The sequence below is a fragment of the Halovenus anhuiensis genome (genome assembly GCF_037080055.1).
Lineage (GTDB): Archaea > Halobacteriota > Halobacteria > Halobacteriales > Haloarculaceae > Halovenus.
The window spans coordinates 54,072-69,763 of the sequence record NZ_JBAOJI010000007.1 but is presented as its reverse complement, the minus strand read 5'-3'; the positions used below and the strand labels follow the sequence as shown (position 1 = coordinate 69,763).

At 62.1% G+C, this 15,692-nt stretch carries 12 protein-coding genes and 1 tRNA gene; 8 read left to right on the top strand and 5 right to left on the bottom strand.

Going from position 1 to position 15,692, the window contains the following annotated elements:
* Positions 1–34: 34 nt before the first annotated feature.
* From V8P86_RS15340 to meaB, 4 genes are all read left to right on the top strand, one after another.
* Positions 35–1,843: an FAD-dependent oxidoreductase gene (locus V8P86_RS15340; protein ID WP_336328162.1), complete on the top strand. Its 1,809-nt coding sequence runs from the start codon at positions 35–37 to the stop codon at positions 1,841–1,843.
* A complete protein-coding gene (gene glpB, locus V8P86_RS15335) occupies positions 1,840–3,075 on the top strand; it encodes a glycerol-3-phosphate dehydrogenase subunit GlpB (protein WP_336328161.1) in 1,236 nt (411 codons plus the stop codon). The genes V8P86_RS15340 and glpB overlap by 4 nt, the downstream gene beginning before the upstream one ends.
* A 65-nt stretch (positions 3,076–3,140) precedes the next feature.
* Positions 3,141–3,560 (top strand): cobalamin B12-binding domain-containing protein, encoded by a 420-nt coding sequence (locus V8P86_RS15330; protein ID WP_336328160.1) that lies wholly within the window; start codon positions 3,141–3,143, stop codon positions 3,558–3,560.
* Positions 3,561–3,570: 10 nt separating this feature from the next.
* Positions 3,571–4,602, top strand: coding sequence for a methylmalonyl Co-A mutase-associated GTPase MeaB (gene meaB / locus V8P86_RS15325; protein ID WP_336328159.1), 1,032 nt, complete (start codon positions 3,571–3,573; stop codon positions 4,600–4,602).
* A 134-nt stretch (positions 4,603–4,736) separates the two neighbouring features.
* Here meaB and V8P86_RS15320 read toward each other — a convergent pair whose 3' ends face one another.
* Positions 4,737–8,642, bottom strand: coding sequence for a PAS domain S-box protein (locus V8P86_RS15320; protein ID WP_336328158.1), 3,906 nt, complete (start codon positions 8,640–8,642; stop codon positions 4,737–4,739).
* Between the two features lie 278 nt (positions 8,643–8,920).
* Between V8P86_RS15320 and trmY the strand changes: the two genes are divergently transcribed.
* The 3 genes from trmY (at position 8,921) to V8P86_RS15305 (ending at position 10,339) form a co-directional block, all read left to right on the top strand.
* Complete coding sequence (gene trmY, locus V8P86_RS15315; protein WP_336328157.1) at positions 8,921–9,502, top strand: tRNA (pseudouridine(54)-N(1))-methyltransferase TrmY; 582 nt, start codon at positions 8,921–8,923, stop codon at positions 9,500–9,502.
* 50 nt (positions 9,503–9,552) lie between these two features.
* A tRNA-Pro gene (locus tag V8P86_RS15310) sits at positions 9,553–9,625 on the top strand.
* A 237-nt stretch (positions 9,626–9,862) separates the two neighbouring features.
* The gene (locus V8P86_RS15305; protein WP_336328156.1) at positions 9,863–10,339 is read left to right on the top strand and encodes a hypothetical protein; all 477 of its coding nucleotides are present in this window, start codon (positions 9,863–9,865) and stop codon (positions 10,337–10,339) included.
* Positions 10,340–10,346: 7 nt separating this feature from the next.
* Here the strand turns inward: V8P86_RS15305 and V8P86_RS15300 are convergent, their stop codons facing one another.
* The 4 genes from V8P86_RS15300 to V8P86_RS15285 all read right to left on the bottom strand — a co-directional run bounded on the left by V8P86_RS15300 (position 10,347) and on the right by V8P86_RS15285 (position 14,344).
* Positions 10,347–11,144: an N-acyl homoserine lactonase family protein gene (locus tag V8P86_RS15300; protein WP_336328155.1), complete on the bottom strand. Its 798-nt coding sequence runs from the start codon at positions 11,142–11,144 to the stop codon at positions 10,347–10,349.
* 52 nt (positions 11,145–11,196) lie between these two features.
* Positions 11,197–11,928 (bottom strand): hypothetical protein, encoded by a 732-nt coding sequence (locus V8P86_RS15295; protein WP_336328154.1) that lies wholly within the window; start codon positions 11,926–11,928, stop codon positions 11,197–11,199.
* Between the two features lie 336 nt (positions 11,929–12,264).
* Positions 12,265–13,623 (bottom strand): dihydroorotase, encoded by a 1,359-nt coding sequence (locus V8P86_RS15290; protein WP_336328153.1) that lies wholly within the window; start codon positions 13,621–13,623, stop codon positions 12,265–12,267.
* 49 nt (positions 13,624–13,672) lie between these two features.
* The gene (locus V8P86_RS15285; RefSeq protein ID WP_336328152.1) at positions 13,673–14,344 is read right to left on the bottom strand and encodes a lipoyl protein ligase domain-containing protein; all 672 of its coding nucleotides are present in this window, start codon (positions 14,342–14,344) and stop codon (positions 13,673–13,675) included.
* A gap of 108 nt (positions 14,345–14,452) precedes the next feature.
* Between V8P86_RS15285 and pan2 the strand changes: the two genes are divergently transcribed.
* Positions 14,453–15,673 carry a proteasome-activating nucleotidase Pan2 gene (gene pan2, locus V8P86_RS15280; RefSeq protein WP_336328151.1) on the top strand — a complete coding sequence of 407 codons (1,221 nt, stop codon included), beginning with the start codon at positions 14,453–14,455 and terminating at the stop codon, positions 15,671–15,673.
* Positions 15,674–15,692 lie beyond the last annotated feature (19 nt).

Here is a 15,692-nt window from a genome sequence, read left to right as displayed (position 1 = left end):
TAAGTACGCGGCCCTCGCAGGTGAGTGCAATTGAATGGCGTATACGCCACACGTTCTCGTCATCGGTGGTGGAGTACTGGGGACAGCCATCGCCCGTGACTGTGCGCTGCGCGGACTGGAGGTGACACTGGTCGAGCAGGGGACGCTGTCGGCCGGCACGACCGGGAGCATCCACGGCCTGCTCTACAGCGGCGCTCGGTTCGTCGAGTCGAATCCGACGGGCGCGATGCGCTGTCTCAAAGAGAACAGAGCACTGCGTGAAATTGCCGGCCATTGCATCGAGGACACCGACGGAGTCGTGCTTCCATCAGTGGACGACGACTTCGACGAGTTCGTCGCGGCCTGTGAACAACGATCTATTCCCGCCACGGAACTTGGCGGGAGCGACCTCGACGGCATCGGGATTGCCGACGGAATCGACCGCGGCGCCGAGGTCCCCGACGGTGTTATCGATCCGTTCGCGCTGACGCGAGCGAACGCCAAGAGCGCGGAGAACTACGGTGCCGAACTCAAAACCGGTGCGTCGGTCGTCGATCTGCTCAGAGACGGAAGCGACATCGTCGGTGTCGAGGTCGAATTCGACCAGTCGCCCGGCGGGATGGCGGCACCGACCGCACCCGCCGCGGATGTCCCAGAGCAGACCCGGGAGATCGAACCTGACGACGAGGAGCAAGCGGCGGAGGCCGAGGAGGAAACGGACGATGACGAGGAAGACGACGACACCTCGGGAATGCCGGGGACTGTGCAACGGTCGTTCCCCGGTGCGACCAAAGACGACACCCCCGAGACTGGCGAGCGCGAGGAGATCGAGGCGGATTTCGTCGTCAACGCCGCCGGCGCGTGGGCGGATCAGATCGCTGCGCTGGCTGATATCAGGCTGCCACTCGCCCGCAGTCGCGGCCGGATGGTCGTCCTGAGTGGCGAACTGGTCGAAAAACCGGTGGTCCGCCGAAGCGAAGCGGGCTATCCGATCACCGTGGCGCCGTACCAGGGCAACACCGTCGTCGGCCCCATCGAGGAGTCGACCACGATCGAAGATGCGCTCGCGAACGTCGCTGAGAGCATTCCTGCTGTCGAGGACGCCTCGATCTTGCGGTCGTATTCGGGCGTCTGGACCCAGCACGGTAGTTCCAGCACCTCGCCGTACGGCCACGACGCGACGCTGGTCGATCACGAGAAGTACGACGACCGGTGGGGGATGTTGAGCGTCGTCGGCGGCAGTGTCACAACCCATCGATTCGTCGCCGAACAGGCGGTGAATCGGGTCTGTTCGGAATTTGGAATCGGCCGGTCCTGTCTCACCGCGGAGTTGACGCTGCCGGACGTGGCGATCCAGTCTGACAGGGCTGACGCCGGTCCCGTCCTCTGTGAGACGCGAGGAGTTACACGCGAGGCGGTCAGACAGGCCATCGACCGGAGTGATCCCGAGACGGAACTGGCGAACGTCCGGATGGCAACCGGAGCGACGACGGGCGATTGTCAGGGTGGCCGCTGCGGCCACCGCATCGCCGCCGAACTCTACCCCGATCACGACCTCGACGCAGTCGAGCAGTCACTGGAAACGCTACTCGGTCGGCGGTGGCAGGGCCGACGGGCGACGCTCTCGGGTGAGCAACTGACCGCTGCGCTCGGTGACTACGAACTGCACGGGCGCGTGCTCGCTCGTGACGGCGATGCGCCCGAAGAACTCGACCCCGGCGACTTCGACGCCAGCGGGTTCACAGTTCCCGAGCAAACTCACGCCGACGAGCGGTTCCACGACGACTCAGTGCTTCCGATCATCGAACGCACTCCGCAGACCGGAGACGGTCGAGCGGCGTATTCGGAGGCGGTGATCCGATGAGCGACGACGTGCTCGTCGTCGGCGGTGGGATCGAGGGCTACAGCGCCGCACTGAGCGCACTCGATGCAGATCCGTCGGCGTCCGTTCGGGTGCTCAGCCGAGACATGGACCGATTTGCGACAGAAACCGGGCTGATCGATCTGCTCGGCTACGAACCCGACGGCTCCGGCCCGATCGAGAATCCCCTCTCTGCGATCGATCGGCTGCCGGAGGCGCATCCGTACAGCCAAATTGGTGTCGAGACGATTCGGAACGCCTTCGCGCTGTTCGATGACGCCGCAGGCGGGCGATACGCCGGGGCAGAGACGGAGACGAACGCGCTGTTTCCCACTGCAGTCGGCCGGGTCGCACCGGCGATTCGGTATCCACAGAGCATGGCCAACGGTGTGCTGAGCGGTCCGCAATCGATGCGACTGGTCGGATTCACAGAGGTCGTCGATTTCGACGCCGAGCTGGCGGCTGATCGCCTCGACGAGACGACGAGGCTGGACGTGAGCGGTCGAACGATGGACGCGCCGCTATCTGCTGAGACGGTCACGGAACTGGCAACGGCACTCGACGAGAACAGCGTCGTAGATGGCCAGCCAGCGCGGGAAGCCTTCGCGGATGCACTGGAACCGACGCTCGACGTACAGCCGCGAATCGGCCTGCCGGCGGTGCTAGGCGAGTCCGAAACGGCCGCGATTATGGACGCGCTGGAAGAGCAGTTGTACGTCTCCGTGTTCGAGGTGCCGCTCGGGCCGCCGAGTCTCCCGGGTCGACGGCTCCGGTCGCTGCTGGCCGACACGGTCGAATCGCGAGGCGGCACGGTCGATTCGGTCACCGAACTCGATGGAGCCGAACAGTCCGATGGACAGATCGAGCGCGTCCGCGCCGATGGCGACAGCTACGAGGCCGACAGCTACGTACTCGCGACCGGTGGGGCCAAATCCGGTGGACTCCTCGGCGAGGCCGGTGAACTCCGAGAGCCGGTCTTCGACTGCCCAGTTTCGGAGGCCGGAGAGCAGTTCGTCGACGAGCACTTCCTCGGGGATCATCCCGCGGTGCGTGCCGGTGTGGAGACCGACGACTCACTGCGGCCGGTTGACAGTCAGGAGTCGGCAGTCGCCAAGAATCTCTACGCGGCGGGTCGAGTGCTCGAAAGCCCCAACGTGGTCGCCGATCACGCGGCGGGCGGATTCGCCTTGGTGACCGGATACGAGGCCGGGCGACGGGCCAACGAGCAGTCCTGACAATCCATCGAGAGGCGGTGTGGGGGACCGAAACAGTGAAACAGAAACCGAGAGAAACGTTGAGTATGGGTGTCGATCAGGAACAGCGGCAGATCCGGTGTCTGGTTGCCAAGGTCGGCTTGGATGGGCACGACCGTGGCGCACACGTCATCTCGCGAGCGTTTCGTGACGCTGGCTTCGAGGTGATCTACTCGGGACTGCACCGTGCACCGGAAGAGATCGTACAGGCCACAGTGCAAGAAGACGTCGACGTACTCGGGATTTCGATTCTGTCGGGGGCACACGACACGCTCGTTCCCGAGATCATCGACGGTCTCGAAGAGTACGGCGCCTTCGAGGACACACTCATCCTCGTCGGGGGGATCATTCCGGACGAAGACGAGGACGAACTTCTCGAACTGGGCGTCTCGCGAGTGTTCGGCCCCGGAGCGTCGATGGACGAGATGATCGAGTACGTCCGCGAGAACGCTCCGGATCGAGAGTGATGGAGTGGTTATGAGCGAGTTGATCCAGGAGTTGCTCGACGGGGAGCATCGCGCACTCGCGCGCGTGATCACGAAAATCGAGAATAGACAGCCGGGATATCGCGACCTGGTGAAACAGCTACACAAACACACCGGCAATGCCGACGTGATCGGAATCACCGGCTCGCCGGGATCGGGGAAATCAACGCTGGTGGACAAACTCGCGGCGACCTATCGCGAGCAGGGGCTGACCGTCGGCGTCATCGCCATCGATCCCTCCTCGCCATTCACGGGTGGGGCGGTGCTTGGCGACCGGATTCGCATGGCCTCGAACATCGGCGATATGGATGTCTTCTTCCGGTCGATGTCCGCCCGCGGCACGCTCGGCGGGCTCTCGACGGCGACGACTGACGCCGTCAAAGCGCTGGACGCCTTCGGCAAAGACAAGATTCTCATCGAGACTGTCGGCGCCGGCCAAAACGAGATCGATATCGTCAAAACTGCCGAGACGGTGATGGTGCTCGTCCCGCCGGGTAGCGGCGACGACGTGCAGATGCTCAAAGCCGGCATCCTCGAAATCGGCGACATCTTCGTCGTCAACAAGGCCGATCTGGAGGGCTCGGATCGGACCGTCCAAGAGTTGCGCGAGATGCTCGATTACCGCGACGGCCGCGTCCCCGGAACGGTCGGCCACCACGGCGCGACTGAGATGGACGTCTCCGTCGACGGCGAAATCGACCGCGCGGGCTGGGAACCCGAAATCGTCGAAACCATCGCCGAGCGCGGCGAGGGCGTCGACGAGTTGCTCGATACGCTGGCCAACCACCGGGCGTATCTCGATGAGTCCGGCGAGCGGGAGGTCCAGAGTCGCCAGCGCTACGCCGAGGAGATTCGGACCCTCATTCGGGAGGATGTCAACGAACTGCTGACCGAGGAGTTGGAAACACAGGGTGGCCTCGATCAGTTCGTCCAGCAGGTACTCGACCGCGAGACCGACCCCTACAGCGTCTCGGACCGCGTCGTCGAGCCCCTGGCGGAGTGCATGGACGAGATGGACGAGTAGTAGACCGGCCAAGAACTCGATATTCTGAGGTCGGTATCAGCCCGCCCTACAGTGCTGATTTGAGCCTCGGGAAAGGGTGCAGAACGGCCCGATTCGTGGTGAGCAACGGTATAACACGAACCCGAGGCGCCCGGTCACACGGCACCAACAAACTCGAAACGTGCACCACCTTCAGATCCATCCGTCACGCGAACAGTCCAGCCGTGTGCTCTGGCGATATCAGCCACAATCGAGAGGCCAAAGCCGGTCCCCCCTTCGTTGGATGTGACACCGTGTTCGAGCACGTCGTCACGCTTCGCTGGCGGAATCCCATCGCCGTCGTCCTCGACGTAGAATCCGTCATCGTGCTCCAGACGACCGACGGTTACGGTGACGGCTTCTCCGCCGTGCTCGATCGCATTTCTGAACAGATTCTCGAAGAACTGCGTCAACCTGCTGCCATCGCCGGCAACTGTTGGGACGCCCTCGGAAACAGTCAGCGTCGCGTCAGCAGTATCGACAAATCCCCACGCCTTTGTCGTGACCATCTCCAAATCGACCTGTTCCGTCTCGGTGATCGTAGATTCGCCACGCGCCAGCGTGAGGAGATCATCGATCAGTCGCTCCATACGGTCGTGTGCAGAGGCGATCCGATCTACGTGTTCGAGATCACCGGTCTCTTCGACGACATCCAGAAAGCCGATGGCAACGGACAGGGGATTCCGGAGGTCGTGGGCGACGACACTGGCGAACTCGTCGAGCCGTTCGTTCTGGCGCTGCAGTTCCGTTTCGCGACTCGAACGAGCGAATGCCCCCTCGACGGTCGCACCCAGGATCTGAAACAGATCCACGTCTGTGTCCGAGAACGTCCGATCCGACGACGTTCCCACGCCCAGGAGGCCAAACTCACCGAGCGGGACGAAGAGTCCGCTTTGAATCCCCGTGTCGGATTCTTCGAGGGCACTTTCGGCCTGAATGTCGTCGTACACGCGCAGTTCAGACGCCTCGAAGGAGTCCCACGCGAGGCTGTCCCCGGATTCCAATCGCGGGAGCTCGCCGACTCTGTCTTTCGTGGCAGCACTCGTACTCAGCGGGACGAGGGCGTCGCCCTGGGCGGTATATTCCCAGATCCCGGTCAGATCGAACCCGAGCGTCTCGACGGCCGCCTCGACCGCGATATCGCTGATTTCGTCACTCGACTGTGCGCCACTGAGTCGCTGTGCTGTCTCTTGGAGTGCGCGGAGTTTCGACTCTAACTGTTTCTGGTCAGTAATATCCTCCAGGACGGCCAGGATGCTCGTGATCTCACCGTCAGAGCCGGTGATCGGCGCGACCGAGAGAAGCAACTCCAGTTCCTCACCGTCTTTCCGTTCACGTCTGACCTCTTTTCCACGGATTTCCTCGCCGCTGACAGCGCGCTGGCGGTGAGAGGTAAACTCGGCTGTCTGCTCGTCAGGGACAATCGGATTAAATTCACCGAGCACCTCCTCCCGTGACCAGCCGAACATCTTCTCAGCCCCATCATTCCAGCGGATGACGTTCCCGTCGGTGTCGATTTCCATGACGGTAAGTGGAGTAGCCTCGATGAGTGATTCCAGTCGCTGGTTCGTCGTCTCCAAGTCGCGCTCTCGTTCGACCTGTTCGGTTACGTTCCGAGCGATACCGACGATACGGACGATCTGTCCGTCGACGATGACGGGAGCGAGACTCGTATCCCAGAACCGCGCGTCATCGGCAATATCCAACTGTTCACGATACGTGATCGGCTCACGCTGTTCGACACACCGAGTGTAGTTGGCCTCTAGTTCGGCACCCCGCGTCTCACCGAAGACTTCGCGCGGCGTCTGTCCCCGGACTTCTTCAGTCGAGAGTCCGGTCTGCATCTCGTACCCGGGGCTAAGTTGAGCGAACTCGAACGACGGGTCGTCGTCAGCCGCGTCGACATCCAACATGAAGATTGCGTCTCCCGACGTTTCGAGCAGTGCCTCGTATTCCTCCGCCAGTTCTCGATACTCACGCTCGTTGGTTTTTTGCTCCGTAACATCTTGAAAGACACCACGGATCACAGGCTCGTCGTGCTGGGCGCTGTCGACGCGTTCTCCCCAGGATCTGACATCGCGAACGACACCGTCGGCGCGAACGATTTGGAGATCGAGATCGTAGGACTCACCGTCTTCGATTGCGCGCTCGAAAGCCTCCGTGATGGTCTCCCTGTCGTCGGGATGATAGAATTCGAGTCCGTCGTCCACCGACGGTTCGTACTCATCGTCGACACCGTGAATCCGGCGAACCCCAGCAGACCAGTCGAGTTCTCCCGTCGACGGGAAGTACTCCCAGACGCCGATATCCGCGATCTCTTGGACTCGCTCGAAGAGAAACTCTTGACGTTCGAGTTCGACCCGGTCTCGCTTCCGTGAGAGTTCGGCACTTGCGAGTTCGGCGAGTAACTCGACGAACGTCCGCTCGAGTGCTCCAAACGGACCCGCTCGGGTCGTCGGACTCGAAAAATTAAGCGTCCCGTAGCGCTCACCGTCGACGACGAGTGGGACGCCGAGATACGATTCAAGCCCGAACTCACGGTAGGCAGGATGGGTGTCTTTGCCCTCGGCGACTGCATCTGCGAACGAACAAACCGCATCTTCTCGGACGACTTCCTCGCAGTACGTCGAGGCGAGGTCGAACTGGTCTCCGGATTCGATATCGGCACCCGGTCCGTGTACCGCGTTGACTGTGTAGGTGCTATCGCGGATGTGTGAGACGATCCCGATTTCGAGACCCAGTGTCTGACAGCCGACTTCCAGTAACTCCTGCAGTCGAGTCTCAGTCAGGACGTCGGGTTCCGCCATCACAGACTGGAGGTCGCGGAGCGCATCCCGCTCTCTTTGCAGTTGTTGGTTGGCTTTGCTCTGTTCCGTCACGTCCCGGGCCACGACGAGGACCTGCTGGCTCGGCCCACTCTCGAACGGCGTGACACGAACATCGAACGTCCGGTCATCGCCTCCGGCCGTGATCTCGAGTTGCAGATCCACATCGTACAATCCCGTTTGGCCGCCGTCTCCCTGTAACTCGTCGAGTGTCGTGTCGACCGCCTGCGTGAACCGCTCTGCATCGGACTCCGAGATACGGTCGTCCACGGCGGTCTGAAGTTGCTGACCGGTGACCTGATCAGACGCTTGTCCGAAGATCGTTCGTTTCGCAGCCGCGTTCGCGAACTCGATAGTACCGTCGTCATCGAGGACGAGCACGACATCGTGGATGGTTTCGAGGATTGCGTCACTCCGCGCTAGCTCCTGTTCTCGCTCGCGCTCCGCAGTGATTTCACGCGAAAAGACAGTGAGACCGTCGCTATCCGGAAAGGCTCGCACTTCGACCCAGTAATCGAACGGCTCTCCGAGACGCTGTTCGAAAGAGACCGGTTCGCCGGTCTCCATCGCGGTTCGGTATCGGTCTTCGAGTGTCGTCCCCACGATCGACGGGAACTCGTCCCAGAGTGTCGCGCCGATGACGGCATTGCGATCACGGTCGATACGGTCGGCCATCTTTTCGTTCAGATACTCGATACGCCACTCGTTGTCGACGGCATAGATCGCATCAGTTGCGCGTTCGAGTGTTCGCTGAAAGCGAGTCGTCATTCGTTCGGCGACCTCTTTTTTCCGAGCCGCCTCGACGAGAGTCTGAACACGGCGTGCGAGTAACTCGAAGTTGTTCTGATCAGCGCGGATCGGGATGTAATCAGAGACGCCTGCCTGGGTCGCTTCACTCGCGATCTGTTCGTTTCCGCGTCCCGTGAACAAGATTGTCGGTATCTCGGCTCGGTCGGATTGGAGCCGCTGCAGGAGATCGATACCCGTCCCGTCCGGTAGTGAGTAAGAGGTGACGACACAATCGATGAGAGAACTGTCCAGGTCGTCGAGCGCGGCTTCCGCGGTCGCGGCAGTCGTGATCGTAAGTTCCGGCGACGTGTTCAGCAGTTTCGTCCGTGCGAGTTCAGCAAAATCTGTATCTCCGTTCACATAGAGAACATGAATCATATCGGAACTGTGGCCATCAGCAGGATTCATTACGACAGCTAGGAGCTGAACAGTTATCAATGACCTGCGTCGATTCTCTTTTTCGATAGCGCGGGCGAAGTCTCTCAGTTTGGGGGCATAACCAGCGACCGAGAAGAGCCGCCGGGACGCCGATGCCCCGAGCGACCGAGATCCGCACTCGTGAGGGGCCACGGTGTCCGGAACCCTGCGGACAGAAATCTGTACAGAGACACCCGTCTCGGTTACAGTTCTGAGTCTGGACTCGGTGGGACCGATGTTCCTATGTATTGGGCTGACCAGCCTCCGGTATGCGCCAGTTCATCGTCGTGGCCCGGAGCGGGCCGACAACTGCGGACTTCTCACTCGATGATCTGCCGGCGGCGGGCCGCGTGGATCTGCTCGCTCGCTGTGTGACCGCCTCGTTTCTGCTCTCGCACGGACTCCGAGAGGACGTTCGGACGCATCTCGTGCTTGGTGACGAGTTCACGGTCCGGTTCGAGGGTCGTGAACTCCGCGGATTGCACCCCGACGAGCGCTCGACGGCCGCGCTGATCCGGAACGCGCTCTCCGAGCGCGAGGAAGCCATCGGACAGATCCCCGTGGAGATTTCCGCGGGCGTCTCACTGGTCAGGATGGACCTCGACGCGACGCTGGCGGAAGTGAGTTCGAACAGTCAGATCTACCGGTTGCATCCCGACGGGGCCCCAAAGGCGGAGGTGTCGCCGCCGGAGTCGCCGGCGTTCGTTCTCTCGAATCACCGCGAATTCGAGGCGGAGGACGCGGAGATAATCGTGGAGTATGCCGAGGGTGAGATCTGTCTCGGGCCGGAGGCGATCCACGCCGACCACGCCATCGCAGTGGCGCACAACTGGCTGGACGTGGCCGAATAGTTCGGTCGATTCGCAACCGTTAAACTGTCCGACCGATACGTCACAAGTGCGGGCCGGTGGGGTAGCTTGGTATCCTTCGGCCTTCGGGTGGCCGTAACCTCAGTTCGAATCTGAGCCGGCCCACTTCTCCCGCACTTTGCAACAACGAACAGCAGCGAACTCTCTGCGCAGACCGACGATTCACAGCCATTTGTTCGGCAGTATCCGGATGGAGTGAATCAGTGGACGGCCTCCCTCCTCAGATGATTCTATCCACAGTTCCCCAGCGAGGCAAAGAGTGGACGAGACGTGCGGTGAAATGCCCCGACACCGAGACAGGAGGGGCAAGAAAGTATTTATAAACAGGCAGGAAGGCTGTGTATGGAGAGACGCCAATTCATCGAGATCGTCGCAGGCGGAGTGGCAACCGTTGGACTGGCTGGCTGTTCCGGCCAATCGGGGGATGGACCGAACGTGAGCGACGAGGAATCGCCCGGCGACGCGTCGGAAACACTGGCAGACGAGACAGTCGAAGTCTCCGAAGACAGCTACCAGGCGTATACCGCCACCCTCGAAAGTTCCGCAACGCTGTCCTACGATGCGATCGTACGAGAGGGGCCGGCAATCGATATTATCGTCACCAACGGAAACGAGTTCACGAACTACGAAAACGACGAAAACTTCCGGTACAACTCGGCAGCATCTGAACTGGACACCTCGAACACGAACAACTCGACAGAACTCGACAGCGGCAACTGGGCCCTGATTCTCGACAACACGTCCCGAGGAGAGGCAGAGCCACCGACGAACTTTGACGACGATATCGCGACGGTAGAGATCGAAGCAACGATCTCGTAACGATCTCTTATCGCAATCCGTCAGCCATCATCTCGATGTGTTCGTTGTCGTGCGTGACGAACACCTCGGCCCCCTCTCGGCGAGCGCGGGCTTTCAGCGCTCTCAGCGATTCGATCGACTGCGAGAGGTCGTAGTTGAACGAGGCGAGATGTTCACGCTCGTAGCCGGACTCCTTGTGGGCGATGTCCGCTCCCAGAATCACGGTCCCAGTCTCAGGTAACTCCACCTGAACGGACTGGTGGCCCGGCGTGTGCCCCGGCGTCGGGAACGTGACGAGACTCCCATCGCCGAAGACATCGTATTCTCCCCGTACTGGCGTCACGTCGTACGCTCCCGAGCGCAGCATGTCGAAATCGCCCTCCAGATAGAACACCTCTTGGACGGGGACCGGCCAGTGAGCGTACCGAAGTTCCTCCTCTCGAACGATGATCTCCGCGTCGGGGAACGTGTCGATGTGGCCCGCGTGGTCGGAGTGTAGATGTGTGAGGACCAGATAATCGATGTCCTCGGGTGAATACCCAACGTCCTCCAGTTGCGCACGAGGGTGCATCTCGGGCCCGTACTCGATGGCCGGGAGGAACGCCTCCATGAACTCGGCACCGTGTTGCCCATAGGAGGCAGGATCGTCGAGCATGTCGTGACTGAGTCCAGTGTCGACCACTGCGGTTCCCTCCGGATGATCGACGAGATAGAACGGACAGACGGCCGTGTACGACTCCCCCGGGTCTGTCAGTTGCTCCATAAAGCTGTTGTCGAGCGCCCAGTTTGCTGTGTTGAACTCGTATAGTTCGGTAGCTGTTGTCATGGAACAGGCACACACACGGAACCACTCATAATAAATTCGGGGGGCGATATCGTCACTGCGCGCCTGTGTACCGAACAACCCCGTCCTCGACAGTTGCAACCAGAACGGCACGCGCGAGGTGGCCGTTCGAGCGGACGTGATGCTCGGGGACCAGCGGCAGCGGGACGGGACGAACGCCGTCGGCGCGCATCGCAGTCACACCGGAGTAGTCCCCGACGACCGCCTCGCCCTCGGAGACGAGAAATCGCCCGTCCTCGTTGCGAGCGTACCGATGCCGAAAGGCAGCGGGCGAGGGACCGGGACAGGCCAGCCCCGCGACAGAATCAAGAACTGCGACCGTCTCCTCGCCGACCGTGAGATGCAGTTGCGGCGACTCCGTCGAACCGCTCTCGGCCCACGACAGAGGTCCGTACCCCTCGACGCAGGCGAAGGAGTCGTCAGTGAGTTGGATGCGATCCTCTACCGTGTAGAACTGCCGGAGGCTGTCCTGTTCGCCGGCGAGCGCGAACGGCGACGAGAGAATCTCGGCGACCTGATCGTAGTCGTGCTGGTCGACGACGAGAACCGGGACACGACCGTCGTGGGCAGCGGCTGCGACCGCCGAGATGACGGTCAGCGGGTTGCTGTCGGTGATCGACGCGACTGCGAGCGGCGCGTCGACACCAGTCAGATCGGTCGGTCCGTCGCGTGCGATACGCGGCGAGCCGTGGGTGTCGACCGTAAAGCCGCGGTCCCGGAGATCGTCTCCGACGCGCTCGATGCGGGCCGACGGTGAATCTGTCATTGCACATACGTAGGGCTCTGGAAATATAACGACGCCGCCGGGCATTCCCCGCGAGCAGGTCGAAAAGAATCGTTCCGCCCGATTCACCGGCTAGGTATAGCTGTTCTACTCCGTCGGATCAATCCGCGGCAGTCACTCTGGCGTGAATCTGTCCGCGGAGTTGGTCGAGGTGCTATACGGGTACAAAGAAAGGAGATTGCACTCCCTGAACACCCGATTTCGAATAAACAGTCAGCACGTTTTTATGATACTGAGCCGTAACTTTAGCTGGCGTGTCTGGGCACGCGCCGCTGTCGTCGTCTCGATACGCAACGGCGGAATTCGCCGTTGCGATTTTTATTCAGAACCGCCTGTGTCTGGATCGGCAGCTGCCGAGTCAGTCTCGTTCGACTGGCCAGTCGCCTGGTCTGCTCTATCAGCCGAGCGGACGTTCTGACCGCGAGCCTCGCCGAAGGAGTCGTCGGCGCGTTCGTAGGCCATCTCACCGCGGAGCATCGTCCACTCGGGGAAGATGCCGTCCCAGCCCTCGAACGGTGTCCACTCGCATTTGGAGTGAAGATCCTCGGCTCGGATCGGTTCGATGTCGTCGGGGTCGACCAGTACGAGGTCGGCATAGTTGCCGGCCTCGACACGCCCACGATCCGGGAGGTCGAACACGTCCGCAGGACTCGTCGCGGTCAGATCACGAACGCGCTCGAAACTGAGTCGACCCTCGGCGGCCTCGACCAGAAGAAGCGGGAGGACCGTCTCGACACCGGGGACGCCACTGGGTGCCGACCAGATATCGGCATCCTTCTCGGCGGCCGTATGCGGGGCGTGATCGGTCGCGATCATATCGACCGTGCCGTCGGCAACTCGGTCGTAGACCTGCTGGCGGCGGCGCTCTCGACGGAGCGGCGGGTTCATCCGGCCGTGGGTTCCCAGGTCGTCGAGGTCGCTGCGAGAGAGAAAGAGATGATGCGGCGTGACTTCACAGGTCATCCCGGTCTCGGCTGCGATATCGATCCCCTCCGGCGTGCTGGTGTGAGCGATATGGATCTGTGCGTCTCGCTGCTCGGCCAGCGCACAGGCCCGGCGGACCGCCTCCTCCTCGGCGCGGGCGGTCCGGTAGGCGCTCCACGCGTCCGCATCAGTTCGGTCGCGGGCGCTGTCGTTGAACAGCGTCGCGTCCTCGGCGTGGACCGTCACGGTCGTGTCCGCGTCGATGGCGCGTTCGAGCGCGTCGGTGAACAGTTGGCCGTCGATTCCCATATCGCCCGTCGAGTCCGCGAGAAAGACCTCACCCAGTGCGAACAGGTCGCGCTCGAAGAGGTCGTCCGGCTTCCACTCGGCCGTGACGCCGCCGTTGATGCCGTAATCGACCAGCGACTGGTCGGCGTATTCGGCCTTCTCGTCGTATCCCGGGCCGTCGACCGTCGGTGGATCGGTGTTTGGCTGGTCGACGACGGTCGTCACCCCGCCCGCAGCGGCGCTTTTGCTCCCGGTCGTCCACGTCTCCTTGTGGCTGAACCCAGGTTCCCGAAAGTGGACGTGCACGTCGATCATCCCGGGCAGGAGTCGCTTGCCAGCGGCGTCGATACGCTCCTCGTCGTCGGAGTCGAGTGTGCCGGCCTCCGCGACGGCGTCGATCCGTTCGCCGCTGATCCGGACATCGCAGCGACGCCCGTCGGCGAGGGTCGCGTCTTCGATGAGCATACCAGTCGTCTACACGCCCGCCCTCGTAAGTCTCCCGGACCGCCCCGACTCACACCTCCTCGACCGTCACGTCACCCGCAGCGAAGTGCTCCTCGATGACGGTAACAACTGTTTCCGAATCGCTGACGCCGCCGGCGCGGGCGATGCTGCCAGTCGCATCCGACTCGAAGGGGATGTCGAGGGCGTCGTAGATCGGACCGAGCACATCGGCAATCTCCTCGTGATCGCTGACGACGACAATCCCAGCAACGACGGCCACGTTACGACGAACGCGCTGGGCGAGTCCGACAATCTTGCCATTCGCAGAGAGCGAGTGCGTCCCTGGACAGAAGGAGCCGTCAGGTTCGCCCTCGGCGGCATCGACGCTGAGGTCGGCGAGCGCTCGCTTGAAGCGCTCGGTCGTTCGCTCGTAGCGCTCGGTGATCCCCGACCGCGCGTCGTCGATGGGTGTCGCGAGGACGAACGACACCGTCGTTCCGGTGAAATAGACCGCGTGGCCGCCTGTCGTCCGTTCGATGGTCGGAATGTCTCTGGAGCGGGCGTGCTCGCGGGCGCGGTCGTAGCCCGACTTCGAGCTGTCGCGGCGGCCGAAGGCGACGTGTCTCGGCGGCCGCCAGACCCGGAGGTGTCGACTCGACCGGTCAGCCGCCAGTTCGAGCAGACTGCGCGAGCGCTCGCGGTCCTCCTTCGGATTCCCAGCACGGCCCCGGACGACGTACACACGTGTGAATTGTCCACGAGTAACAAAAATCCCGGTGCGACGCGGGTGGTGGTTCTTCCCGGTGCCGAAGAACCTATATTTACCGGCTTCCAAAGTCCAGACATCCAAATGTCTCGCAGTCCGTCACTTCCTGAGCGCCCGCGCCTTGATCTCGACCCGGACATGTCGCCGGACGAGCGACTCGAAGCGCTTCGGAGTCACTTCGAAGACGTCTTAGAAGTTCACGAACAGCTCGAAACGCAGCTCGACCGGGCGAATACGCGTCGGGAGAATCTCACCGGGAAAGTCGACCGACTCGAACGCGAAAACGAGACGCTGAAATCCTCCTCGCTGTACATCGCGACCGCCGAGGAGATGCTCGACGATGGCGTCATCGTCAAACAGCACGGTAACAATCAGGAGGTGTTGACCGAGGTTTCGCCGGGGATCCGCCAGGAACTCGAAGCCGGCGACCGCGTCGCGATCAACGACTCCTTCGCGGTCCAGTCGGTGCTCGATCCGGAGACGGACGCGCGGGCGCAGGCGATGCAGGTCGACGGCAGTCCGGACGTGACCTACGACGACATCGGCGGCCTCGAAGAACAGATTCAGGAGGTCCGCGAAGCCGTCGAGCAACCGCTGGTCAACGCCGAACAGTTCCGCTCGGTCGGCATCGAACCGCCCAGCGGCGTCCTCCTGCACGGTCCGCCGGGAACCGGGAAGACGATGCTCGCCAAAGCGGTCGCCAACGAGACCGACGCCACCTTCATCAAGATGGCCGGCTCGGAGTTGGTTCAGAAGTTCATCGGCGAGGGCGCGCGACTCGTCCGGGATCTGTTCGAACTCGCGAGCGAAAACGAACCCGCCGTCATCTTCATCGACGAAATCGACGCTATCGCCTCGAAACGGACGGAGTCGAAAACGTCCGGCGACGCCGAGGTCCAGCGGACGATGATGCAACTGCTCAGCGAGATGGACGGCTTCGACGACCGCGGGGAGATTCGGATCATCGCCGCGACCAACCGCTTCGATATGCTCGACCGCGCGATTCTCCGCCCCGGCCGGTTCGATCGACTCATCGAGGTTCCCAAACCCAACTGGGACGGCCGCGAACGGATCCTCGATATCCACACCGAGGGCATGAATCTCGCCGACGACGTGGACCTGAAAGCACTCGCCTCCGATACGGAGGGCTTCTCCGGGGCTGAACTTGCCTCCCTGGCGACCGAATCCGGGATGTTCGCCATCCGTGACGAGCGGACGGAGATCAGATACGAAGACTTCGAGAACGCACTCGAGAAGGTCCAAGAAGACGAGGAAGCCGCCGGAACGCCCATCGCATTCGCCTGAGCGGCCCGCAGTCTCTATT

Bases quoted from the DNA above. Each gene is read 5' to 3' on its own strand.
- V8P86_RS15340 (WP_336328162.1), top strand. From the start codon at position 35: ATGGCGTATACGCCACACGTTCTCGTCATCGGTGGTGGAGTACTGGGG.
- glpB (WP_336328161.1), top strand. From the start codon at position 1,840: ATGAGCGACGACGTGCTCGTCGTCGGCGGTGGGATCGAGGGCTACAGC.
- V8P86_RS15330 (WP_336328160.1), top strand. From the start codon at position 3,141: ATGGGTGTCGATCAGGAACAGCGGCAGATCCGGTGTCTGGTTGCCAAG.
- meaB (WP_336328159.1), top strand. From the start codon at position 3,571: ATGAGCGAGTTGATCCAGGAGTTGCTCGACGGGGAGCATCGCGCACTC.
- V8P86_RS15320 (WP_336328158.1), bottom strand. From the start codon at position 8,642: ATGAATCCTGCTGATGGCCACAGTTCCGATATGATTCATGTTCTCTAT.
- trmY (WP_336328157.1), top strand. From the start codon at position 8,921: ATGCGCCAGTTCATCGTCGTGGCCCGGAGCGGGCCGACAACTGCGGAC.
- V8P86_RS15305 (WP_336328156.1), top strand. From the start codon at position 9,863: ATGGAGAGACGCCAATTCATCGAGATCGTCGCAGGCGGAGTGGCAACC.
- V8P86_RS15300 (WP_336328155.1), bottom strand. From the start codon at position 11,144: ATGACAACAGCTACCGAACTATACGAGTTCAACACAGCAAACTGGGCG.
- V8P86_RS15295 (WP_336328154.1), bottom strand. From the start codon at position 11,928: ATGACAGATTCACCGTCGGCCCGCATCGAGCGCGTCGGAGACGATCTC.
- V8P86_RS15290 (WP_336328153.1), bottom strand. From the start codon at position 13,623: ATGCTCATCGAAGACGCGACCCTCGCCGACGGGCGTCGCTGCGATGTC.
- pan2 (WP_336328151.1), top strand. From the start codon at position 14,453: ATGTCTCGCAGTCCGTCACTTCCTGAGCGCCCGCGCCTTGATCTCGAC.